We start from the raw sequence: 22,196 nt of genomic DNA on the forward strand, positions 1-22,196 counted from the left end.
GGATGGCCGCGACAAGCGCGGCCATGACGCAATCAACGATCGTCAAAATCTGCGGTCTGTCCTCGCCCGAGACGCTTCTCGCGGCGATCGAAGCCGGCGCGGACATGGCGGGCTTCGTCTTCTTCGAGAAAAGCCCGCGCCATATCGACCTTGAGACCGCCCGCACGCTTGGTCTTCTCGCGCAGGATCGCATCAGCAAAGTCGCGCTTGCCGTCGACGCTCACGACGCCGCGCTTCAAGACATCGTCGAGGCGCTCGCGCCCGACTATCTTCAGCTTCACGGAAGTGAGACGCCGGCGCGGGTCGCCGAGGTGAAGGCGCGCTTCGGCCTGCCGGTCATCAAGGCGGCGGGCGTCGCGACGCCCGCCGATGTCGAGACGGCGCGCGCCTATGAAGACATCGCCGACGTCATTCTGTTCGACGCCAAACCCGCGCCGAACGCAGCTGTTCCCGGCGGCGCCGGCGTCGCTTTCGACTGGTCTCTGCTGCGCGGCGTCGCGGCGAAACACTGGATGCTTTCGGGAGGACTGACGCCCGAGAATGTGGCGGAAGCGATGCGCCTCACCGGCGCCCGCGCGGTGGACGTCTCTTCCGGCGTCGAGCGCGAACGCGGCGTCAAGGACGCGGCGAAGATTTCAGCCTTCCTGGCCGCCGCTCGGCTTTCATAGCGGCGTTTGACAGTTTAAGACTGCGCCGACGGATCGGCCCCCTCCCTGTCCCTCCCCCGCTACGCGGGAGAGGGGACGCCAACGAGCCGCATTGCGGGAAACTCGATGAAGCGCCGAATCTGACTCCCTCTCCCGCGTAGCGGGGGAGGGCTGGGGAGGGGGTAGCGACGCAGAGCGAGGACGCCCCCCGTGAACAAGCCGATTCCCAATTCCTTCCGCGCCGGCCCGGATGAAAACGGCCGCTTCGGCATTTTTGGCGGGCGTTTCGTCGCCGAAACGCTGATGCCGCTCGTGCTCGATCTTGAAGCGGCGTACGAGAAGGCGAAGATCGATCCGGCTTTTCACGAGGAGCTCACGAGCCTCCACAAGCACTATGTCGGGCGCCCCTCGCCGCTCTATTTCGCCGAACGCATCACCGACTATGTGCGTGAGCGGGCGGGCGAGGGCAAAGGCGCCAAGGTCTATTTCAAGCGCGACGAGCTCAATCACACCGGCGCGCATAAGATCAATAATGTGCTCGGGCAGATCCTGCTCGCGCGGCGCATGGGCAAGAAGCGCATCATCGCCGAGACGGGCGCCGGCCAGCATGGCGTCGCCACCGCCACCGCCTGCGCGCGCTTTGGCCTCGACTGCGTCGTCTATATGGGCGCGGTCGACGTCGAGCGGCAGAAGCCGAACGTCTTCCGCATGAAGATGCTCGGCGCCGAAGTCATTCCCGTGCAGTCGGGCGCGCGGACCTTGAAGGACGCGATGAATGAGGCGCTGCGCGACTGGGTGACGAATGTCGCCGACACCTTCTACTGCATCGGCACGGCGGCGGGGCCGCATCCCTATCCGGCGATGGTGCGCGATTTCCAGTCGATCATCGGCAATGAGACGCGCGTCCAGATGCAGGAGATGGAAGGGCGGTTACCGGATTCGCTCGTCGCCTGCATCGGCGGCGGCTCCAACGCCATTGGGCTGTTCCATCCGTTTCTCGACGACGCCAGCGTCGAGATTTACGGCGTCGAGGCGGCGGGCCATGGCGTCCATGTGCCGAACGGCCATGCGGCGTCGCTCACCGGCGGGCGTCCGGGCGTGCTGCACGGCAACCGCACCTATCTCCTGATGGACGACGACGGCCAGATTCTCGAAGGCCATTCGATTTCGGCGGGATTGGATTACCCCGGCATCGGCCCCGAACATTCCTGGCTGCATGAGATCGGCCGGGTGAAATATCTGAACGCCACCGATCAGGAGGCGCTGAGCGCTTTTCAGCTCTGCTCGAAACTCGAGGGCATCATCCCAGCGCTCGAGCCCTCGCACGCGCTGGCGAAAGTGTTCGAGCTCGCGGCGCAGAAGCCGCGCGATCATCTGATGGTGATGAATATGTGCGGCCGCGGCGACAAGGACATTTTCACCGTCGCGGAGCATCTCGGCGGGATGTAACCCGAGCGCCCTCATCCTGAGGAGGCGGCAAAGCCGCCGTCTCGAAGGACGAGGGCGCGCCGCCATTTTCCTCGCCCTTCGAGACGCGAGCTTCGCTCGCTCCTCAGGATGAGGAAAATGGCGTCACCCATCCCTGCGCTTCACAAGCCCCGCCGCAATGGCGCCGAGCGTCAGCGCCGCCACCCAGCCGAAAACCTCCTCGAACCAAACAAGACGCTGAGTCCAGCCGCTTAATGACGTCCAGCTTCCGTCCGAAATCGGCGTCCACATATTGGATTGGCCGAGCCGCGCTACTGGCAGAATGAGATCAAGCGAATAGGCGAAGGAGCTGAACCGAGGATAGGCGACGAGCAGCGCGTCGCACTGCGTCCAGTTGATATTTGCTTGCGGAAATTTCTTTTCGCAGGAGGACCGTATCGCATTCACGGCGGTCGGATTTGCCGGCGCGAAATGGCCGTCTGATGCGACGTAATAATAGACCGCGGCGAACGCCAGCCAGATAAACAGCGCCGAATAGACAATGCGCATCGGACGATGGCCGTAGCCGGAAAATCGACCATAGAACCAGTGCAGCGCCCAAGCGACGAAGTCATCAAGACGTGCAACTATGGAGAAGAAGGATGTGTACCGCCCGTCGGGGCCGAGCTTCCCCCAGGTGCGCAGCCATTTCTTCAGCGCGGTGTGATCCGCGACTTTGCCGGCGGCGCGCAGGCGATCTTCGCGAGCGATATCGACTTCCGCAGCATCGCGGAAATGACCTTGTTCTCGAAGAACCTTGGCGAGCTGCATCCAAGGCTGGAGAGCAAAGGAATTGCCAGCAAGCAGCTCAGAACGTTGCCGGTCGAGCCAAACTATGCGGCTCTTGGCGTCGAGCGGCGCGCCAGCGGCGATGTGGTCGTAAAGAAATCCGTCGAGATCAAGTGCCTGCTCGCGCCACGAAGAGAGGTCATCGTGAAGAGTCGCTGCGCGCGCACGCGCGAAAGAAATATTACCATCCACCAACCGCACTCGATGAAAAAAGAGCGCACCGTGAATCTCAGCTCCGTGGCAGGAAAGTGCATCTCCGCCAGTGTTATGGAACCGGCTGCCCATACAATTAAGATCGCCGGCAATTTTCGCCCCTACAAAGCGAACCGCGCCGCTCGCGTAAAATGGCTGGCTCAGGTAAACGCTGCCCCCAATCTCAGCACTATCGCAGAAAAGGGCATTGCCGCTCGCGTTGTCCAGTCGGGCGCCTCCACATGTCAAGTCGCCGCGAATCTTTGTCCCCGAGAGGCGCACTTCGCCAGTCGCCTTTGTCATTCGAAAGTGCAGGCTTCCTTCGAGGAAAAGTCTGTCTCCCTGGAGGCCAGGGAAGACGGAGCCATCGAGACCGATTGAGCGACCGCAAGTGTCCACTAGAAAAATCTTGGCGTCGAATCGGCAGTTAAAGAGCCAAAGACTGACTGAGAGCGTTGCGCCCTGGAGATCGAGAGTTTGCGTCGCGCCCACGTCCCGCGCCGTTCCAATCCATGCGCCTTTGAGCCACACGCCCTTTTCATGAACCGGAGCGTTTTCGTCTCCGCCGAGCGCCAGAAAGCGTACCAGCTCCGGCCTTATGACGTTTGCGCGCATCGGCGCGTTGGGTGCCTCCGCGGCAAGCAGACACGGTTTGCCGCGCGCGCTACAGGCGATCAGTTTTTTCTCGGCCCAAGAGAGATTTTTGAAATCCCTCAGTGAGCGCCCATGGGCGCGCTTGGTGTGCGGTCCGATAGCGCTGAAGTTCACAAATAGATTCCTCGTCGCAACTTATTTGTTGATACTTGCCCAAAAAATTGGTCAACGGCTAATCAATTGCCCGCCACACATCTTTGCGCAATCTCATTCAACCGGCGTCCGCGCTCGGCCTCATCGGTCACGCCGGCGAGCGCCTTGCTGCTGATCGCTTCCCGCGCCGTGCACGCGCAGGCGTCGTGGCAAATTTTTCCTTCGCCGCCCTCATTCATGCAGCGCGCTTCGCATGAGGCGACAAATTCCGTCGCGTCGACGGCGGGCGGAATGAGATAGGCGAGTCCCATAAAGAGCGCGAAGAGCGCCGGCTGATGCGCGAGATAGATGAGAAGACTGTGCCTGCCGAGGAAGGGAAGCCATTCTCTCTTGGAACGTGTCGGGAGAGGGTTAGCGCCCTCGCCGCTCACGCCAGCTCTATTTCCGTAAACGGGGAGAGCGAGTTTTGCCGCCGCCACGCCGAGCAGCAGCGCGCCGGCCCAGGGAAAAAGCGGACGCCAGTCCTGAGTCATCGGTTCGCTGGTCGAAAGCCCGATCCATTGCAGCCAATCGGCGTTGAAGGCGGACGACGCGAAGAACTCCCCGCCGAGAAGGAAAAAGGCGCCGCAAGCGAATGCGATTGGCCAGGGCGCGAAAAGAAAGGGAACCGCGATCAGGCTGGCGGCCGCGATGCAATGCAGAATGCCGAAGAACACATAGGAGGTGGGAAAAAGGGCATAGGTGCCGGCCGTCACCAGCGCCGCCGCCGCGGCGATGAGCGCGAAGCGGCGCCAGAAGGCCGGCCAGCGCATTGAATCGCGATTGGCCAGTACCAGCGCGACGCCCGCGATGAACAGAAAGGCGAAGGCGATCGAATGGCCGAAGATCCTGACGGGCGCCGACCAGGGGAGATTAGCCGGCGCATAGCCGAAATGCGCGAGATCCCAGATGACGTGAAAAACCACCATCGCCAGGACGGCGAGGCCGCGCGCCGCGTCGAGCGCCCACCACCGGCCCTGACTCATCGGCGCGCGGCCGCCGGCGGCGCGCCCTGGAATTTGCTGAACACCATGTCAGGCGCCGAAAGATTATGGCGCGACGGCAGATGACGGCCGACCCACACTTCTGTCGCGCTGGCGCCAGGAAAGCGAATGACGGGCGCTTCCTCCCAACTCTTCCCGCGCTTGCTGCGCCAGGCGACAATGGCGGCGTCGCTCATCGTCTCCATGGCGTACATCGACCGCAGCGCCGCGAAGGGCAATCCGTTCGGCATCGCCTGGCTGAAGGAGACGTCGAGCGTTATCCGGTCCTGATCGACGCTCTTGATCGAGAGGCGGCCTTCGCCGCCGCGCCTGAATTTGAGGATCAGGCTGCGCGATTGAGGCTCGAAGACGATTTCCTCAATATCGACGATCGGCCGCTCCTGCGTCTCGACCGGCCCGACGAGAAAGGACGAGCCGTAAGCCGTCCAGCGCATGTCGTCGAAGGGCAGTGGCCGCGCGCGCCAATAGCCGTCGGGCGGATAGAGCACCATGATCTCTTCGGCGCGCTCGCGGCGCCACATCCAGAGCTGGATCAGATGGAAGCCGTGCTCGACGGAATCGCCGACGCGGATCGGCACGTCGTTGGGGCGCCAGAACGAGGGAAAGGTGTAGCCCGTCAGCCAGAATTCCGGCGTCTCCCAGAAGGTCTTGCGGCGCGCCTGCGAAAACGCCTTGGGGTCCACGGTGAAATCGCAGCTCGACCAGTCGGGCGCCCAGCGATCCGAGGCGATCGTGTTGATGTAGGAGGGGTGCACCGCCTGGATCTGCAGACTGCGCACGCGCGGCGAGATGAAGTCGAGCTCGACATTGTCCTTCTCGGCGCAGAGCTCCGGGGCCGAATTATTCTCGACGCGAACTTGCAACTCTTCGGCCGCGTCCGGAGCCTGCGCCGAGGCTGAGCCGGTTAAGGCCAAGCCGCCGGCTCCCAAAAGAAAGCGGCGGCGATCGAATGTGGTCAACTGGACGATTCCTTGCTGCTTTTTGAACTCCTTATCGCGCGCAAAGGAAGCGCGCGGCAAGCGTCGCGATCCATTAACGGGGCGCAAAAGGCGAAAACAAGGAGTAGGCCCGCCCGGCAGAGGACAGGCCCTTGCATAGAGCAGGCGCCGAAAAAGTTGACGGACTTCCGACGGGAACCTGCTCCACCATTTCGATTTTGAGCGCTTCCTTACCGATCACATGTTCCATGCGACCGGGAAGCGCTCCAAGCGTTCAGAAAAGGCCGCCGCCAAACAAAGCGGTGAAAGGATCGGCGACTGCGTAGCCCGAGCCATAATAGGAACGGCCGCGCGAGGACGCATAGTGGACGCTGCTCCCCCGCCGCGCGCTGGCATAGTATTGGCTCCGTGGCGGCGAGCCGGTGATCGAAATGCGGCCGCCTTCATTCTGCACCATTTGATACAGCATCGCCGCGTGGCCGGGCGACAGGCGCACGCAGCCGTGCGACGCCGGCTGGCCGAGCATCCCTGTCGCATAAGACCCGTGGATCGCATAGCCGCCGCGGAAAAAGATCGAGTGGGGCATGGGCGACATGTGATACTTTCGGGAATAATGCATGGGCTGCATGCCGGTGGGCGCAAACGAGCCGCGCGGCGTCGAATAGCCGGCGCGGGCCGTCGACACCGGCCACGAATAGCTGCCCGACGAAGACTGCACATGCATGGTCTGCGTCGAAAGATTGATGTGGATGTGGGCGGCGGCGTTCGCCGCGCCCGCCCACGCAAACGGACAAACAATGAAAGGAATGATGACGGGAATACGCATGATGGACTCCTAACCAAACGCGCAGGCGCCGCGCCGGGCATTCTGCTGTGGCTTGGCGCGCCATCAAACTAAATGAAGCGGTAAGCTTTCCCGGCAAGGATGAATCGCAAACCTTTGCGCCGGCGACGCGCGCTTCGACACTGGGGGCGAAACGCCCATGACGACAAATTCGATATTGCGCGCGCTGCGCGTGGCGCTGTTCGCCTCAGCAGGCTTGGCGTCCTTGGCGTCCTTGGCGGCGCTGGCGACGACAAATGGCGCTCTGGCGCAGGATAGGGGCGTGCTCGATCCAAAGCCGCTGCCGCCGCTCGCCAATCCCTCCAGTCCGGTGACGCCGGCGCGAGAACTGTTTGGCCGCGCGCAAGAGGCGGCGCCGCTCCATCCCGATCCGATCGGCTTCTATTCGCGCGGCTGTCTCGCGGGCGGCGAGCCGCTGCCGATCAACGGCCCCCACTGGCAGGTCATGCGCCTGTCGCGCAACCGCAATTGGGGACATCCCAATCTCATCGCCTTTTTGAAACATTTTTCGTCGAAGGCGGCGCGCGAATCGGGCTGGCCAGGCCTGCTCGTCGGCGATCTGTCGCAACCGCGCGGCGGGCCGATGCTCTCTGGCCACGCGTCGCATCAGATCGGGCTCGACGCCGACATCTGGCTGACGCCGATGCCCAACCGCGAACTCACCCGCGAAGAGCGCGAAGAGCTGATGTCGACGGACGTGGTGCGCGACGACGGGCTCGACGTCCGCCCCGAGGTCTGGAGCGCAGGCCACATCGCCCTGATCCGCGCGGCGGCGATGGAGCCGGCCGTGCAGCGCATCTTCGTCAACGCCGCGATCAAACGCGCGTTATGCCGCTCGGCGCAGGGCGAAAGCTGGATGCACAAGGTGCGGCCGATGTGGGGGCACAACTACCATTTCCACATCCGGCTTCACTGCCCGAACGGCTCCAACTGCCGCGACCAGGACCCGACGCCCTCCGGCGATGGCTGCGACGCCTCGCTCGCCTGGTGGTTCCAGGACGGGGTGCTGCACGCGAAGAAGTCGGGGAAAAGCTGGCCGCCGATGACCATGGCGGGATTGCCGTCAGCCTGCCGCGAGGTTTTGCGCGCGCAGTAGGGCTCAGAGCAGGTTCCGAAAAAGTTGACAGACTTTTTCTAGGAGAACCTGCTCCAATGTTTTGATTTTGAGCGTTTCCTTATCGATCACATAGTTCCATGTGATCGGGAAGCGCTCTAGTCGCAAGAGCCGAGCGGGCAGGCGAGGCCGGTTCCGCCGAGTCCGCAGTAACCGCCGGGATTTTTGGCGAGATACTGCTGGTGATATTCTTCGGCGTAATAAAACGGCGGGCTCTCGCGGATTTCCGTCGTGATCGCGCCCAGGCCAGCCTGCGTCAATACGCGTTGATACATGGCGAGAGAGGCCTTCGCGGCGGCCAGCTGTTCCGGCGTCGAGACATAGATGGCCGAGCGATATTGCGTGCCGGCGTCATTTCCCTGGCGCATGCCCTGCGTCGGGTCATGGCTTTCCCAAAAAATGCGCAAGAGCTGTTCGAAGCTCATCGCCGGCGGCTGATAGACGACGCACACCACCTCCGCATGGCCGGTGCGGCCGCTGCAGACGTCATCATAGGTGGGATTTTTCGTCACGCCGCCGGCGTAGCCGACCGCCGTCACATAGACGCCTTCGCCCGCCTGCCAGAATTTGCGCTCCGCGCCCCAAAAGCAGCCCATGCCGAAGAGGACCTGTTCGGACCCCAGCGGAAACGGCGGGTCGAGCGGGCGCCCGTTAACGAAATGGCGCGCCCCATGCGCCACCGGCGTTTCGCGGTCGGGGATGGGCCCAAGCAGTTTGGAAAGACCGAGTTCGTCGAAGATCGTCATGGCGCCGATATAGTGTGGCGGCTCGAGGGAAACTAGCGCCGTGCGTAATAGAGAGGCGCCGACCGCCGGTGGCTGAGCAGGATCAGCAAGGCCCCGACGCCGCCGAAGGCGACGCTGACCGGCGCCAGCATCAGCGTGGTCAAAACCGGGTCCCACAGAAAGGCCGAGACATTCTCGACGCTCGACTGCAGCGACTGATAAAGGCCAGGAAACACCGCGGACGTTCCCCTGCTGATGCTCGTCACCATGACCCGGCCGGCGGCGATCGAGCGTGTGCCGTCGACGATGAGGGCGATGAAGCCGCCCGCGAGCAGGAGAAGGCCGATCAGTCTTGTGAGGAGTCGCAGCATGGTCTCTTCGTGCGAATGTAAATGTTGCGATGGGTCGAAAAAGCGTGGGGAGAATAGGCGCCGCGGCCGCGTCTGTCCATGCTTGGCGTTGCGTTCCGGTCGCGCGTGCATATAGTGCGCGCTTCGCGGAGGGGTGGCCGAGTGGTTGAAGGCGCACGCCTGGAAAGTGTGTATGCGGGAAACCGTATCGCGGGTTCGAATCCCGCCCCCTCCGCCAGTTCTATCGAGGGCAACTGTCTCCGGGCTACATCAACGTAGCGCCGGCGCGCATCACGCGACGGCCTTCAACGGCTTCGCCCGTTCGATACGTTTGCGCTCGCGAGGCGAATGCATCGCCTCCCATAAATCGCTACGTCGCTGCACGTTCAGCCAGAAGTCGGGGCTGTTGCCGAATACGCGGGCGAGAATGAGCGCCGTGGCCGCCGTCACGTTCCTGCGGTCATTGCACAGTTCGTTGACATGCTTGCGCTGGACCCCCATCGCCTCCGCCAGCGCGGTCTGGGTCAGTCCCATCGGCTCCATGAACTCTTCGACCAGAATCTCCGCCACCGTCACCGGCTTGCGCGTCGTCATCAACATGGCTCGCCTCACTGGTAACTGTGGTTGTCCAGATAGACGCTGGAGGCTTCGCCCTTAGCGCCATCCCATCGAAAGATAAGTCGCCACTGCTTGTTCAACCGGATCGAATGAAAGTCGGCCAGATCGCCGCGCAGTTTCTCGAAGATTGCTCGGCGGGACACGCAGATCCTGATCCGTCGCCGCATCGTCGATCATCTGTAGTTTGCGGAACAGGCGGTTTTCGAGATCGGGCGGGATTTTCTTTGAGCGAACGTCGTCGACAAAGAAGGCGCGCAACCAATCGTCCCGAAAGCTTTCGATCATGCCGCGACTCTATAGGAGCATATGTACCACTCTGTGGGTCACTTGGCAATGCGGACGCGCCGTCCAAGGCTCGGCTGTTACAATCCCACATTCTGACCGGAGCCAAGCACCCTCGGCCACCCGCCCCCGCCGGCGTTTCCTGCCGCGCCGAGACCAGCTACAAAGCGAAGCATGAATAGGGTCTTGTCGCGCGCGCGCGCGCCGCGAAGCCGATCTCACAAATCTCGCTCAAAGGGAACGACGTGATTCACCGGTTCCTCTGGCTGGCGATGGGCTATTGGAAAGGCCAAACGCAACGCCCGGCGTGGGTTCTCTCGGTTGGGTTTCTCATCTGCCTGGTTGTGAACACTTACATGGCTCTGGCCGTGAATCGCTGGAGCAAGAGTTTCTTCGACGCGCTTCAAACGCATAAAGTCGATGAAGTGACCGGGGGAATTCTTCAACTCGCCATTCTGGCCGTCGGCGTCGGTCTTGCCTCAATCGCCACAACGCAGTTTCGTATGCGACTTCAGGTCAACTGGCGATTGTGGCTCACCGCCTCGCTCATCGAGAAATGGCTCGTCAACGAGTCTCGCCAGGCATGCGCCATATCCCCCGCAATCGATAATCCGGAAGCCCGCATCGCCGATGACGGTCGGCTGGCGATCGAGCTTTTTGTCGATCTCGCCGGCGGCGTCATCAATATTTTCTTGGTGTCAGCCGCCTTCATCCTCGTTCTCTGGCAAGTCGGGGGCTCCTATGAGTTTCTCGGCGTGGTCATCCCCGGTTATCTGGTGCTCGCGGTCTTCGTCTATTCAGTGGTGACGTCGTTTTGCATGTGGGTGCTGGGGCGACCGCTGGTGGCGAGCGTCGAAGCAAAGGCCGCGGCGGAGGGGAACTTCCGCTATGCGCTCACCCGCGCTCGTCATGAGTTCGAGTCGAGAGCGGTGGTGGAAGTCGACGAGGACATCGATCGCGATATTGGCGATTACCTGCGCCATCCCGTCGTCAAGGGGGTTCCGATCATTCCGGATCGGCTGCCCGAGATCGACGCCCAGAGCGGAAATCCCTTCGACAGATTCCTCTTTCTGCTCGCAGCGACCTGGGGGCGCGTCATCCAGGGGCAGACAAAGATCGTTTTTTTGACGCACGCGAACAATCTACTGGCTCCCGCCGTCCCCCTGTTGCTTGGCGCGCCGAAATATCTTGCCGGCGATTTGACGCTCGGAGATCTGATGCAGGCGGCCGCGGCCTTTTTGCAGGTGCAGCTTTCCCTCAATTGGCTCGCCGACAACGCCCTGAGCATCGCGAACTGGTCGGCGTCGGCGCGGCGCGTCGCGGCCCTTGATTTGGCGATTGACACGACACGTGAGGAATAGCGCGTGCGCTTGTGACGTAGCGCTGACCAAGAGGGAACATGAGCCGACTTCGCATCCACCGGGAGAGTCATCTCGTCCGGCGCATCGGCTGGCTGCGGGCGGCGGTGCTCGGCGCCAATGACGGCATCGTCTCGACCGCGAGCCTCATCGTCGGCGTCGCCGCGGCGCAAGCGACACGCAATGATGTGCTCGTCGCCGGCGCGGCGGGGTTGGTGGCCGGCGCGATGTCGATGGCGGCGGGCGAATATGTTTCGGTCAGCTCTCAATCCGATACCGAAAAGGCCGACCTCGCGCGCGAACGCGAGGAACTGAGCGATTACGCCGAACTCGAAAGAGAGGAGCTTGCGCAGATTTATGTCGAGCGCGGCGTCGACCTTGAGCTGGCGCGGGAAGTCGCCTTGCAGCTGATGGAGAAGGACGCGCTGACCGCGCATGCGCGCGACGAATTGGGCATTTCGGAGATCGCCAGCGCGCGGCCGGTGCAGGCGGCGCTAACGTCGGCCGTCACCTTTGCCGCGGGCGCCGCGCTGCCGCTCCTCATCGTCGCGATCGCGCCGCGCGACGCGATCATCCCCATCGTCTCGGCCGCCTCTTTAGGGTGCCTGGCGCTGCTCGGCGCTGTCGGCGCCAAGGCCGGCGGCGCCGGCATCCTGCGCGCCGCGATTCGGGTGACGTTCTGGGGCGCATTGGCGCTGGCGCTGACGGCGGGCGTCGGCAAGATTTTCGGCATGGCCGTTTAAAAGAACCGGCGATCGCGGAAACGGTTCTATATGGCGACTGCAAGACGCAGATTGCGAATGGAGCAACAGATGATTCGCTTGGGGTTTGTCGCGGTCCTGAGCGTCGCTTTCAATATGGTCGGGGCGGCCGTCGCGAAGGAGCCTGCGCCAGCCGAGGTCGTGACGGAAATCGCCAGGGCGACAAAAACCGCCACCGGGCAGCCGATCACGCTTCCGCAGGGGCCGTTGGAGGTCGTGGCTTCGATTTACACTCTGGCGCCGGGCGTCAAACTGCCGGAACATAAGCATCCGTATCAGCGCTATGCCTATATTCTTGAAGGGCAACTGATGGTCCAACAAGCCGATTCCTCCTCGCGCGTCTATCACGCTGGAGAATTCGTGATTGAGAGCGTCGACCGCTGGCATTTCGGCGCAACGGTCGGGGCCGTTCCGGTCAAATTGCTGGTCATCGATCAGTTGCCGCCCGGCGGCGAGGTCACGGTCAATCGGCCCGCGGCGCCGTAGCGGATAGAACACGAACGCCCGTCCGTTAGACATCGTTTTTGTCGCGTTAGAGCCGCGCCTCGAGGATCATGTTGAAGGGCGTCGCCGCCGCCTTGCGGAAATGGGAGAAGCCGCCTTCGCGCACGACCTCGCCGATGCGCTTTGCGCCGGCTTGCGCGCCGAGCGCGAGCCCGACGTCCTGATTGAGCGACGTCGGCACGCAGATGTGGGTCGAGCCGGCGTAATAGACCCGCCCAACAGGGTTCAGATTTTCCGCGAGGCTGTCGCCGGCCGCCGGCTCGATCAGCATCAGGGTTCCGTTTTCCGCCAAGACGTCGCGAATATGCGCGACGGCGCCGACGGGATCGCCCATGTCATGCAGCGAATCGAACATCGTCACGAGGTCGTAGCTCGCCCCGGCGAAATCCTGCGCCCGCGCCACTTCGAAGCGCACGTTCTTGCGACCGTTCGCCTTCTCCCTTGCGTGCGCGATCGAACCCTCATGGTAGTCGATCCCGACAAATTCCGAGTTCGGAAACGCGTCGGCCATGAGCAGGGTCGAGACGCCATGTCCGCAGCCGACGTCGGCGACGATTGCGCCGCGCTCGAGCTTGGCGGTGACGCCGTCAAGCGCCGGCAGCCATTCGGCGACGAGATGCGTCCGGTAGCCCGGCCGGAAAAAGCGCTCCACGCCGCAGAACAGGCAATTGCAGTGGTCCCCCCAATGCATGCCCTTGCCGCTCTTGAAAGCCTCGGCGAGTTTGGGTTCGTCGTGAAAAATCGCGGTCATCAGGCTGAAACCTCCCACCATGAAGGCGGGGCTGTCCTCGGCCGCAAACACCGCGGTCTGCTCGGGAGACATCGAAAATTTGCGCGCCTCGGCGTCATAATCGACGAAGCCGGAGGCCGCTTGCGCGGAGAGCCACTCGCGCACGTAGCGTTCATGCGTGCCGGTCTTGTCGGCGAGTTCGGCGGAGGTCGCGGCGCCTTGCGAGAGCGCGCGGAACAGGCCGAGCTTGTCTCCGATGATCACCAGAGCCGCGTTGGAAGCGGCGCCCAGTTCATTGACGACCGTTCCGAGCAGCAAGTCGAGCTTGTTCATGTCGAGGTTCATCGCTCACCTCTCATTGTGGATGGACGCAGGGCGCCTTCGGATATTGCGCTCAGCGCCTATACAGCGCTCGCGGGCATAAGCCGGGAGAATACAGGCGCAGCTTCCAACTGCCGAGCAATATCGCCGTCGAGCGCGGGAGAACCGATGGAGCGTGGCGCGTGCGCGCTAGCGTAGTTTTATCGTCAGGTCGGTCCCGTCGTTTCCGGTCTCGCCGCTGACCGGCTGGTCCGAGATGATGAGCGACGCACCAGTCCATAGCCGCTCCGCAATCCGGTCGCGTACGTCTTTCGGGATGTCGATGCGCTCCAGCGCCTCGGACGGGCTCGCGCTCGCAGGGCGCCAATCCCAGGATATGTCGGCTTTAGCATCGGCCGACGCCAGATTCTTCCTGCGCTCCGTCTGCGCTTCCGGCATCGACAGGACCGACCATTTGAGCGAGCTTCCGTCGTCCTTGGCCGCCGTCGCAATATACAGATGCGAGCCGAGCGGCGAGTCCGGATCGCGGATCTCGATTGGCGCATCGAAAAGCGGCGACAGGCCCTGGCGAACATAGATCCGCCGATCCTTCTTGCTGATCAGCACCGAGAGGGGCGTTACGCGCCGCTCGGCTTCTCTTTGAGCGGTTGCGGCGGCGGCGGCGGTCGTTCTCGCCTCATCCAAACGCCGCTCCGCGTCCGCCAGATCCGAGTCCCCGGCGACGACGGCCGCGCTCGCCTGTTCGAGCTTTGCCGTGGCTTCCGCCAACGCGGAGCTGGCGTTCGTCTGAATCAGCAGCGCCGCGTCCTCAGCGAGCAGAGCTTCGCCATAGGCTCTCGTCAGACGGTCGGCTCTGGCTTTGGCCTGTTCATCGCCCGCCGACGCGCTGCGTTCCGCCGTTACGGCCGGCTCCTGCTGGCTGATGGCCGCGGCCTTAGAGGCGTCATAGGAGGCCCCAGCCGCGTCCGCCTTGACGACGGCCAAGGCCTGCGCGGCTTTTGCGGCGCGGAGCTCGGCCGCGGTGCGCGCGGCCTCTTTCTGCTTGATGACCACTTCAGCGGACAAAGCCTTGATTGCCTTGCTGGCGGCGGCGGCGTCAGCCTGGGCCTTGGCTTTCAGTCGCTGGGCATATTGATGCGGGTTTACCGTCAGGCGTTCGGCGACGGCGGCTGGGCCCGAGGAAACCGACGATGCCGATTTCTCTGCCGTGGTTCCGGGTTTGGGCTGCTCCGTCTTCGACGCCGGGTCGGCGGAGTCGGGCTGCTGCGAATTTGCAGCGGGCGCGGCTGTATCGGCCGAAGCGACCTCAGCGCCGGCTTCCGCCTTGGGCTGCTGGGGGTGCTTTGAACCGGCGGCAGTCGCATCAGCCTCGACGGCGGGGGGCTGTGGCATATCAGCCGTCGGCGCGGCTTTGGCGGCTCCAGTCGCGCCGGCCATGGCGTCGGCTTGAGTGGCCGGCTGCTGCAGTCTGGCCGCCAGCTGGTCGGTCGCGGCGAGGGGCTGCTTCTGCGGGTCTGCAATTGCCGCGACAGTTTCGCTGGTTTCGGCCTTGGGCTGCTCTGCTTTGTCGCGTCGCGCGTCGCCTTCACCGGCGTCGGCTTTGGGCTGCTCCGCCTGAGGCGCGAGGCGATCTTCTGCGGCGTGGGGCGGTTGTTGCGGCTCAGCCGCTGGCGCGCCTTTTTCCGCTTCTAGGGATGCGCGCATCATAGGCGCTGGCAGCAAGGGGTGTTCGAATTCGGCCGGAAACACGTCATGCGGCGTGATCACGACCCGCTCGCCGATTCTGGTCATGCCCCAGAGCTTCGCCGCGAATGCGGCGGGAAGCCGGATGCAGCCATGCGAGGCCGGATGTCCCGGCACGACTCCAAGATGCATGGCGATGCCGGACCAGGTGATCCGCTGCATGAAGGGCATCGGCGCGCTGGAATAGATGTTGGATCGATGGAACCGTTCGCGGCCGATGATGGTGAAAATGCCTTTCGGCGTCGGATGTCCGGCAATGCCTGTCGAGATCGCCGAACGCGCGACCAGGCCGCTGTGGTTGTAGATCGACACCTGCTGATCGGCGATGGAGGCGACGACGAAGAGCGGCCGATCAAGCCGTGCAGCCTCGGGCTTGGCGTCGAGCGAAGTCGCCGCGCCGCTTTTGTCGCTCGTTGGACGAGAGATCTTTTTTCGCGCGGCCGGGCGTTGCGGGCGAGTGATGCGCTCTGGCTCTGGAACCGCATTGATGAGAGGCTCGCGGTCGCCCCAGAAATAATAGCCCTGCGCCAGGACAGGCGTCCGCGCCAAGCCGAGCGTCGCGGCGGCGGTCACTGCCACCTTCGAAAAAAGCCGGGCGCGAGAGCGCGTTCGCAAGCGCATGTGCCGCTCCAAACTGCTGTTGAGCACCTTCGGTACTAAGGCGAATTTCTTATTTAAACGATAATGAATGGCTAATGCGTGGCCAAACAGCAACCAAGATCAAGGCCCAATGCTTGAGCTTTGCTTCGTGCGCAGCGAAGAGAGGGTTGTTTTGACTAGCCTTGGAGCGCCGCCGGGAGGAATCTCGCGATCGCCGCGAAGGCGCCGTCGGTCTCTTTCAACAGGCCGGGGAAGAAATAGAAGCCGTGCGGCATGGCCTCGCCGATAAAATGCGTGACCGCCACGCCCGCGGCTGTCAATCTCCTGGCAAAGGCGCGATTGTCGTCGACAAGCGGATCGGCGGTTCCGCTGACGAGCAGAGTTCGCGGGTAGCCGTTCAAATCGCCAAGCGCCGGGCTCGCCCATGGATTTCGCCACTGCTCGAGCTTCGTGAGATAGGCGCCGCGCGCAAATCCCATGAAGGAGGCGTCGATCACGACGCCGGTCGGCGCCAGCCGCTCGAAGGAGGGAAATTCTTCGAAGTGAAAATCCGTGACCGGACATAAAAGCACGGCCGCGAGAATGGATATGCGTTCCTCGCGCCCTCTTAGCGGCAACGCCGCCGCGAGATTGCCCCCGGCGGAATCGCCGCAGACCAAGATGCGCGATGCGTCGCCGCCGATGTCGGCGCCTCTGTCACGCATCCAGCGCAAAACCGCCATGCAGTCGTCGAGGCCGGCTGGGAAGGGCCATTCGGGCGCCCAGCGATAATTGACGCTGACCACGATGACGTTGTTTTCGGCGGCGATGCGGCTGGTGACGTAAGCGGTGTCCTCGGATCGTCCGACGACAAAGCCGCCGCCATGCACGTACAGCATCAGCGGTTTCGGGCCGTCGCCGGGCGGCGCATAACATTCGCAGCGGATCGGACCGGCGTCCGAAGGAACGGCGAGCGTCGAAACCGAGACCTGCGGATAGAGCTGCGAGGCGCCCGGCGGCAGTTCCGCCGGGTCGATCGCCAGCCCCTCGCCTCTGTAACAGGCGCGCACGGGCGCCATCATCATGTCGCGCATCGCGACGGGCGCGCGCAGTTTCGACAGCAATCGATAGAAGGGCGCGGCTGGATCATCTTCAAAGATGCGGACGACGCCCGGTCCGTCCGCGCGCGCGTCGACAAAGTCGGACGGCGCGGCGCCGCGATTCTCAATTTCCCCCATCAACCTTGCTCCAAATCCTTGCGGCTTCGGGAATATCCTGCATCCACGACAATGTGAAAGACGCGGCCAACGTCGACCGTCGGCCTGAGCGCGATTTTCCAAGAACCGATGCGAACTCTGATGAAGCGCGCGGCAAATTGACAGGACGCAGCCGCGAGAACAATATCATCGCCTACCGTCTGCGGGGGCGAGTTCCATGACTGACAATGACGACGGCGCCGACCGTCGGCTTTCGCGCCGAGCTCTCTTGCTCGGCGCTTTCACGCTGCCTCTTGTCGTTGTGGAGCCGGAGCCGGCGTCCGCGCAGCTGGGTCTCATTGGCGCGATGCTTGGAGGGTTTCGCTTCCGGTTTCACCGTCGCCATTCTGGCGGCTACCATCATTATCAGGCGCGCCGCCATTACGCGCGTCATCGCGGACGCGTGCGTGTCGCAAACCGTCGCCGTCATGGCGGCGGCGGTGGCGGAGGGGACAGCGGCGGCGGCGGGGGTGGCGGCGGACAATTCAGCAAAGGCGGACTTTAACGCCGGCCGCGTCGCCGCTTGATTCTCTGCAAGGCTTCGGCGGCGTCGGGAACGTCCTGTAGACTCGCCTTATAATAGAGTTCTTCGGCCTTGCCGCGACTAACGTCCAGTCCTGCCAGGCCCTTCTCATAGGCTTCGCCGAGCCAATATTGCGCTCTGCCGTTGTTTTGCGCCTCCGCCTGCTCAAACCAACGTACCGCTTCGGTCGGATCTTGCCTGCCGTCGGGCGTCATGCCGTCCTTGTACATGACGCCGAGCGACGCCTGCGCGTCGGCATAGCCCTGCATCGCGGATTTTTTGAACCAGTTGAAGGCCTCCGAGAAATTCTGCCGGCCCGGCGCCTTCGCGTAGAGAGTGGCGAGATGATACTGCGCCTCTTTATCGCCGGACTCCGCCAGTTTTTGCGCAAGCGGGAAGGCGACGTCCCATCGTCCGCGATCCTTCATCGCCGCGCGCAGCTCGGAAATCGAAGCGCTCGAGTTTGAAGTGGATGGCTGGCGCCAATTGCAGCCCAACGGGTCGTTCCGCGTCGCAAACTGCGAGTTGCAGTCGCCGCCCCGAGCGATCGGCGCATCGTTGACTCTGCTGATGGGACGGTGGTCGCCGTCGCCTGGATCGGTTCGGGTCTGGCGTTCGTCCCGTGCTGGCGACGACGGCTCGATCAGCGCGAGAAAAGCCAACGTGGCGAGCGCCGCAGCCGCGATGCCGAGGGAAGCGCCTTGCGCCGCGGGATGCAGCCGCTTGAAGCGGCGCACGAGCGTCGCGCTGCGACTTTTCGCGAGGGCGATAAGCTTCGTCGACATGCGCTCGGGCGTCGGCACGTCGCGCTCGGCCGTCGAATCCTGGACGAGATGTCCCGCGCTGCGAATAATGCTCGAGGCGTCGATGCGCAGCGCCGTGGCGCCGAGCGCGTCGCTAAAGGCGCGCATATTCGGGAAGCGTTGCTCCGGACGTTTCGACAGCGCCGTCATGATCGCCGATTCAATTTCCGGCGTGACGCCCGATATGCGCGGCACGAGCGGCGGCGCCTCGGCGTGGATCTGCGCCTGAGTGAGATCATATTCGGTCGCGCCGGAAAAGGGCGGCGCGCCGGCAAGCATCTCATAAAGCACGACGGCCAACGAATAGAGATCGCTCCTCTCGTCGCCTTCGCCGCCGCGGCACTGCTCCGGCGACATGTAAAGCGGCGTGCCGACCGCCGTGCCGGCGCGCGTGAGACGCACGCTGCCACGCACCCGCGCGATGCCGAAATCCATGATTTTGATTCGGCCGTCGTCGGCGACCATGAGGTTCGACGGCTTAATGTCGCGGTGAATGACGCCCATCTGATGCGCGTAAGCGAGTCCGTCCGCCGCCTGCGCGATGATCGCGAGACTTTCCTTGACGCCAAGCGGTTTGCCGCGCTCCCTCAAGATCTCGTCGAGCGGCCGGCCGTTGATAAGCTCCATGACCATGTAAAGGTCGCTGCCCTGCAGCACCGGCGAATAGAGCGTCGTGATGTTGGGGTGGTTGAGTTTGGCGAGACTCGTCGCTTCGGCGCGGAAACGTCCGACGAAGTCGGGGTCCTGCGTGAGCTCCGCGCGCAGGGATTTGATCGCCACTTCGCGCTCGAGGAAAGTGTCGAGCGCGGCGTGCACCTTGCCCATCGCGCCGACGCCGAGCAGCTTGACGATGCGATAGTGTCCGATCATCTGCGGGTCGGTCATGCTCAACCCTCCGCGACGGCGTCGATCTTCGCCGTCAGGGCGCCCGTCGGCGGGTCCGCGATGTTTATCCGCTTCGTCGCCGCTTGATCGGCCACCCGACCGGCGCCGTCGGTCTCCGCCACGAAGACGCCCACTGAAATATTGTCATGTCCGCCGCCGCGGCGCGCGGCGTCGATCAATAGCCGACAGGCCTCCGGCGGCGGGTTTTTTGAGACCACTTCGGCGATCCTTGCGTCGGAGACGAGATTGGTTAAGCCGTCGGAGCACAAGATCACGATGTCGCCCTGTCGCAGCGGCAGGCCTTCCGTCCAGATTGTCGGCTCGACGTCGAGACGCGTGCCGAGCGCCTGCAGAATGACATTGCTTCCGGCGCCCTTGCCTGCGTCCTCCGGCGACATCACGCCGTCGCGCACCAATTGCGCGTGCAGCGTCTGATCGTCGGAAAGTTGGACAAGCCGGCCGTCGCGCATCAGATAGGCGCGGCTGTCGCCGACATGCGCGAGCCACAGAAGACCGTCCCTGACGCCGAGCGCCGTGCAGGTCGTCCCCATGCCGGCGCAGTCAGGATGTTTGGCGGCGTAGTCGAAGATCGCTCGATTGGCGGCGTCAAAAGCCGCCCGCAGCGCCTCAGAAGCGATCTTGTCGAGCGAATAATAGACGCGCCGCACGACTTCGAGCGCGAGCGCGCTCGCCACCTCGCCAGCGGCGTGGCCGCCCATGCCATCCGCGACAAGCGCCAGCGCGCCGTGGTCGCGAGCTTGCGAGGGGCCGGCGCCTGCGATGAAGGCGACGGAGTCTTCGTTGAGCTGCCTGACGCATCCGACATCCGTGCGGATGGCGCCTGCGATGCGCAACGGGTCTTCTGGCCGGTTCGCCGTCATGGGAGGACGGACCCTTTGCTATTCGCGCTGCGCTTGGGTGAGTTCGGCGCCATATTTGATTGGAACCGCCATGGTCGCTTTGGTGTCGCCAACATTGCGGCTGTAGGTGAAGAGACCAATGACCTTGCCGGAGGAATTGAACACCGGCCCGCCGCTGTTGCCCGATCCGGTGGCGACGACGCTGAGCTGGTAAACGTCGCCCATATCGCTGGCGAAGGTGCCGCCTTCCGTCGACTTCACGCCGCTCGCGGTCTTCGACACGATGCCTTCGGTGACGGTCGCCTCGGTGATCTTTTCGAGCTGGCTGCGAATACGGCCGCGCTCTTCGGTTTGCCGCAGCACGAAGTTTTCGACCGAAACGGCGGGGTAGCCGAGCACGGTGATGTTCTCGCCGATCTCGACGGCGGCGTTGGGCGCCATATCCACTTTGGTCAAAGTCTGGGGCGAATCGATCTTGACGAGCGCCGCGTCGGCGTCCGCCGACGTCCTCACGAGACTGGCGTTCACGCCCAAACGGCTGCCGTGAAACTTGACCTCGAGAACTTCGTTGCGGCCGACGAAAGACGCCTTGTTATTGGAATTTGGATCCGGGGTGTTGCCCGTGAGCGCCGTCGTTGGATCGTCGGTCTTGAAAATGTAGCCGCCCGATTCAGGAATCCAATGGAACACGTCGGCATAGGCCGAATCATAGAGATCGATGAGCTTCGGCTCTTTGATTTTGGCTTTGCGCTTCTTTCCCGATGAGACGACGACGTAATCGTAGAGGATGCCCTCCCTGCCGCCTTCGGCGCCATAGGCGACCTGCCAGCCGGCGGCGACATGCTTATTGGTGAGAATATAGCCCTGCTCGCTGATGACGAAGCCGCTGCCAGTGCCGCCGCCGCCGACCATGAGATTGGTGATGTGATCGTCTTCAAGGGTCAGCCAGCGCACGACGCCGAGATTGTTCGGCAGCTGCACATAGGCGGGATAGCGCCGGCCTTTGTAGTCGATCGTCTTGTGCTGGATGGGCCTGCCGGTCTGCTTATCGTACAGCCGCCACATCATGCCGACTTGGACAGTCGCTTTCGCATACTTGTCATAGATCTCGCGCGGCTTCATGCCGATCTTGAGGTTGACGTCGCCGGGGATGCGCGACAGCCTTTCATCCGTCTCGGTTTGAGCGAGCTTGTCTTCCGCGTCTCTTCGCTCGAGTTCGCGATGCTGAGCCCAGTAGAGCGCCGCGCCGCCGAGTACAAAGAAGGCGACCACCGCGGCGATCGCGCCGGTCATGTTTCGATTGGCCTTGCCGCGTTCTTCTCCGATGAGCCGCTGCACAGTTTCGTGGCCGATTCCGACCTTCTTCGGCGGTCCGCCGTCGGCGTTCGCTCCTGCCGCCGTGCTGGCGCCGGTCGCGGCGGCGTTCACAGCCGTCGAGGCGGCGGCTTCGGCGGTCTTGATGACGCGGGTCGCCGCGGTGTCTGCGACGCCGATCACCTTGGTTCTGGCGGCGAAACTTGCGGGCCGCGGCTGCACGTCGAAGGTGAACTTCGGACCTTTGGCGCCAAGTTCGATCGTGTCTTCGGGAAGAAGTTCGACCTCGCCGTTCACCCGCTCGCCATTGAGAAAGGTGCCATTGCTGCTGCCGGCGTCCGAGAGCTTGAAGGAGACATTGTCGCCTTCGCCCATGATGCGGATGAGCGCATGTTTGCGGCTGACGACGCTGTCGCCGACAGGATCGAAAGCGATCTTCGACGTTGGATCGCGGCCGATAGTGAATTCGCGCGAGTCGCCGACCGGCAGCTGTTCGATCTGATTGGCCTTGGAGCCCGACAGATGTCGTATGATGATACGCTCGATTGGAGTCGTCATTACTGCCCCCTGCGCCAAAAGCGCGCTCGTCTTCGCCGTTTGAAAATGCGCGAATTGCCCCAATTTCGAGGATAGACCCGACTTTCCTCGGGTGGCAAGGCCGCTTGGCCATGGCTGCGGCAGGCGCGCGCGCGCGTTTCCTTTGCGGCGGCGATCAAGCGGCTCAGACGCTGGGCGAGCGCTGTGCTATTTTTTCAAAGATATCTTGATGGTAGTCGCGCGCGTGTCGACTCGCACGGACACTG

Annotated in this window: 20 protein-coding genes, 1 tRNA gene and 1 pseudogene; 8 read left to right on the forward strand and 14 right to left on the reverse strand. The window is 63.4% G+C overall.

Annotation, left to right across the window (positions count from 1 at the left end):
- Window positions 1–23 precede the first annotated feature (23 nt).
- Both A3OO_RS0103700 and trpB read left to right on the forward strand, forming a co-directional pair.
- Window positions 24–668 carry a phosphoribosylanthranilate isomerase gene (locus A3OO_RS0103700; RefSeq protein WP_026222663.1) on the forward strand — a complete coding sequence of 215 codons (645 nt, stop codon included), beginning with the start codon at window positions 24–26 and terminating at the stop codon, window positions 666–668.
- 189 nt (window positions 669–857) lie between these two features.
- Entirely contained in the window at window positions 858–2,096 is a 1,239-nt protein-coding gene (trpB, locus tag A3OO_RS0103705) for a tryptophan synthase subunit beta (protein WP_018406490.1), read from the forward strand.
- Between the two features lie 123 nt (window positions 2,097–2,219).
- Here trpB and A3OO_RS0103710 read toward each other — a convergent pair whose 3' ends face one another.
- From A3OO_RS0103710 to A3OO_RS0103725, 4 genes are all read right to left on the reverse strand, one after another.
- The gene (locus tag A3OO_RS0103710; protein WP_156824742.1) at window positions 2,220–3,626 is read right to left on the reverse strand and encodes a hypothetical protein; all 1,407 of its coding nucleotides are present in this window, start codon (window positions 3,624–3,626) and stop codon (window positions 2,220–2,222) included.
- 299 nt (window positions 3,627–3,925) lie between these two features.
- Window positions 3,926–4,867 (reverse strand): heparan-alpha-glucosaminide N-acetyltransferase, encoded by a 942-nt coding sequence (locus tag A3OO_RS0103715; RefSeq protein ID WP_018406492.1) that lies wholly within the window; start codon window positions 4,865–4,867, stop codon window positions 3,926–3,928.
- Complete coding sequence (locus A3OO_RS0103720) at window positions 4,864–5,844, reverse strand: hypothetical protein (RefSeq protein ID WP_040573592.1); 981 nt, start codon at window positions 5,842–5,844, stop codon at window positions 4,864–4,866. Before A3OO_RS0103720 ends, A3OO_RS0103715 begins: the two co-directional genes overlap by 4 nt.
- Window positions 5,845–6,097: 253 nt before the next feature.
- Window positions 6,098–6,649, reverse strand: a complete 552-nt coding sequence (locus tag A3OO_RS0103725) for a L,D-transpeptidase (RefSeq protein WP_018406494.1) — start codon at window positions 6,647–6,649, stop codon at window positions 6,098–6,100.
- 157 nt (window positions 6,650–6,806) lie between these two features.
- Between A3OO_RS0103725 and mepA the strand changes: the two genes are divergently transcribed.
- The gene (gene mepA, locus A3OO_RS0103730) at window positions 6,807–7,763 is read left to right on the forward strand and encodes a penicillin-insensitive murein endopeptidase (RefSeq protein ID WP_018406495.1); all 957 of its coding nucleotides are present in this window, start codon (window positions 6,807–6,809) and stop codon (window positions 7,761–7,763) included.
- 116 nt (window positions 7,764–7,879) lie between these two features.
- Here mepA and msrA read toward each other — a convergent pair whose 3' ends face one another.
- On the reverse strand, window positions 7,880–8,527 hold the full coding sequence (msrA, locus tag A3OO_RS0103735) for a peptide-methionine (S)-S-oxide reductase MsrA (protein ID WP_018406496.1): 648 nt from the start codon (window positions 8,525–8,527) through the stop codon (window positions 7,880–7,882).
- A gap of 32 nt (window positions 8,528–8,559) precedes the next feature.
- A complete protein-coding gene (locus tag A3OO_RS0103740) occupies window positions 8,560–8,877 on the reverse strand; it encodes a hypothetical protein (protein WP_026222665.1) in 318 nt (105 codons plus the stop codon).
- 127 nt (window positions 8,878–9,004) lie between these two features.
- Here A3OO_RS0103740 and A3OO_RS0103745 point away from each other — a divergent pair.
- Window positions 9,005–9,094, forward strand: a tRNA-Ser gene (locus A3OO_RS0103745).
- A gap of 53 nt (window positions 9,095–9,147) precedes the next feature.
- On the opposite strand, the gene A3OO_RS0103750 is transcribed toward A3OO_RS0103745, so the two are convergent.
- The gene (locus A3OO_RS0103750) at window positions 9,148–9,456 is read right to left on the reverse strand and encodes a HigA family addiction module antitoxin (RefSeq protein WP_018406498.1); all 309 of its coding nucleotides are present in this window, start codon (window positions 9,454–9,456) and stop codon (window positions 9,148–9,150) included.
- Between the two features lie 8 nt (window positions 9,457–9,464).
- Window positions 9,465–9,759, reverse strand: a pseudogene (locus A3OO_RS21060) (type II toxin-antitoxin system RelE/ParE family toxin).
- A gap of 242 nt (window positions 9,760–10,001) precedes the next feature.
- Between A3OO_RS21060 and A3OO_RS21065 the strand changes: the two are divergent.
- The 3 genes from A3OO_RS21065 (at window position 10,002) to A3OO_RS0103770 (ending at window position 12,361) form a co-directional block, all read left to right on the forward strand.
- The gene (locus tag A3OO_RS21065) at window positions 10,002–11,117 is read left to right on the forward strand and encodes an SbmA/BacA-like family transporter (protein WP_156824743.1); all 1,116 of its coding nucleotides are present in this window, start codon (window positions 10,002–10,004) and stop codon (window positions 11,115–11,117) included.
- A gap of 38 nt (window positions 11,118–11,155) precedes the next feature.
- Window positions 11,156–11,857 carry a VIT1/CCC1 transporter family protein gene (locus tag A3OO_RS0103765; RefSeq protein ID WP_018406500.1) on the forward strand — a complete coding sequence of 234 codons (702 nt, stop codon included), beginning with the start codon at window positions 11,156–11,158 and terminating at the stop codon, window positions 11,855–11,857.
- A 69-nt stretch (window positions 11,858–11,926) separates the two neighbouring features.
- Window positions 11,927–12,361: a cupin domain-containing protein gene (locus tag A3OO_RS0103770; RefSeq protein WP_245257097.1), complete on the forward strand. Its 435-nt coding sequence runs from the start codon at window positions 11,927–11,929 to the stop codon at window positions 12,359–12,361.
- A gap of 46 nt (window positions 12,362–12,407) precedes the next feature.
- Here the strand turns inward: A3OO_RS0103770 and A3OO_RS0103775 are convergent, their stop codons facing one another.
- From A3OO_RS0103775 to A3OO_RS0103785, 3 genes are all read right to left on the reverse strand, one after another.
- On the reverse strand, window positions 12,408–13,454 hold the full coding sequence (locus A3OO_RS0103775) for a class I SAM-dependent methyltransferase (RefSeq protein ID WP_018406502.1): 1,047 nt from the start codon (window positions 13,452–13,454) through the stop codon (window positions 12,408–12,410).
- A gap of 165 nt (window positions 13,455–13,619) precedes the next feature.
- Window positions 13,620–15,794 (reverse strand): L,D-transpeptidase family protein, encoded by a 2,175-nt coding sequence (locus tag A3OO_RS0103780; RefSeq protein WP_018406503.1) that lies wholly within the window; start codon window positions 15,792–15,794, stop codon window positions 13,620–13,622.
- A gap of 155 nt (window positions 15,795–15,949) precedes the next feature.
- A complete protein-coding gene (locus A3OO_RS0103785; protein ID WP_018406504.1) occupies window positions 15,950–16,990 on the reverse strand; it encodes an alpha/beta hydrolase in 1,041 nt (346 codons plus the stop codon).
- A gap of 329 nt (window positions 16,991–17,319) precedes the next feature.
- Between A3OO_RS0103785 and A3OO_RS23425 the strand changes: the two genes are divergently transcribed.
- Window positions 17,320–17,535, forward strand: coding sequence for a hypothetical protein (locus A3OO_RS23425; RefSeq protein WP_156824744.1), 216 nt, complete (start codon window positions 17,320–17,322; stop codon window positions 17,533–17,535).
- On the opposite strand, the gene A3OO_RS0103800 is transcribed toward A3OO_RS23425, so the two are convergent.
- From A3OO_RS0103800 to A3OO_RS0103810, 3 genes are read right to left on the reverse strand one after another with little or no spacing between them, the layout of a single operon-like run.
- Window positions 17,510–19,219, reverse strand: a complete 1,710-nt coding sequence (locus A3OO_RS0103800) for a serine/threonine-protein kinase (protein WP_026222668.1) — start codon at window positions 19,217–19,219, stop codon at window positions 17,510–17,512. The genes A3OO_RS23425 and A3OO_RS0103800 overlap by 26 nt on opposite strands.
- Window positions 19,220–19,221: 2 nt before the next feature.
- Window positions 19,222–20,100: a PP2C family protein-serine/threonine phosphatase gene (locus A3OO_RS0103805; RefSeq protein ID WP_018406507.1), complete on the reverse strand. Its 879-nt coding sequence runs from the start codon at window positions 20,098–20,100 to the stop codon at window positions 19,222–19,224.
- 18 nt (window positions 20,101–20,118) lie between these two features.
- Window positions 20,119–21,951, reverse strand: coding sequence for a trypsin-like peptidase domain-containing protein (locus tag A3OO_RS0103810; RefSeq protein WP_018406508.1), 1,833 nt, complete (start codon window positions 21,949–21,951; stop codon window positions 20,119–20,121).
- Between the last annotated feature and the right edge of the window lie 245 nt (window positions 21,952–22,196).

Source organism: Methylocystis rosea SV97 (genome assembly GCF_000372845.1).
Lineage (GTDB): Bacteria > Pseudomonadota > Alphaproteobacteria > Rhizobiales > Beijerinckiaceae > Methylocystis > Methylocystis rosea.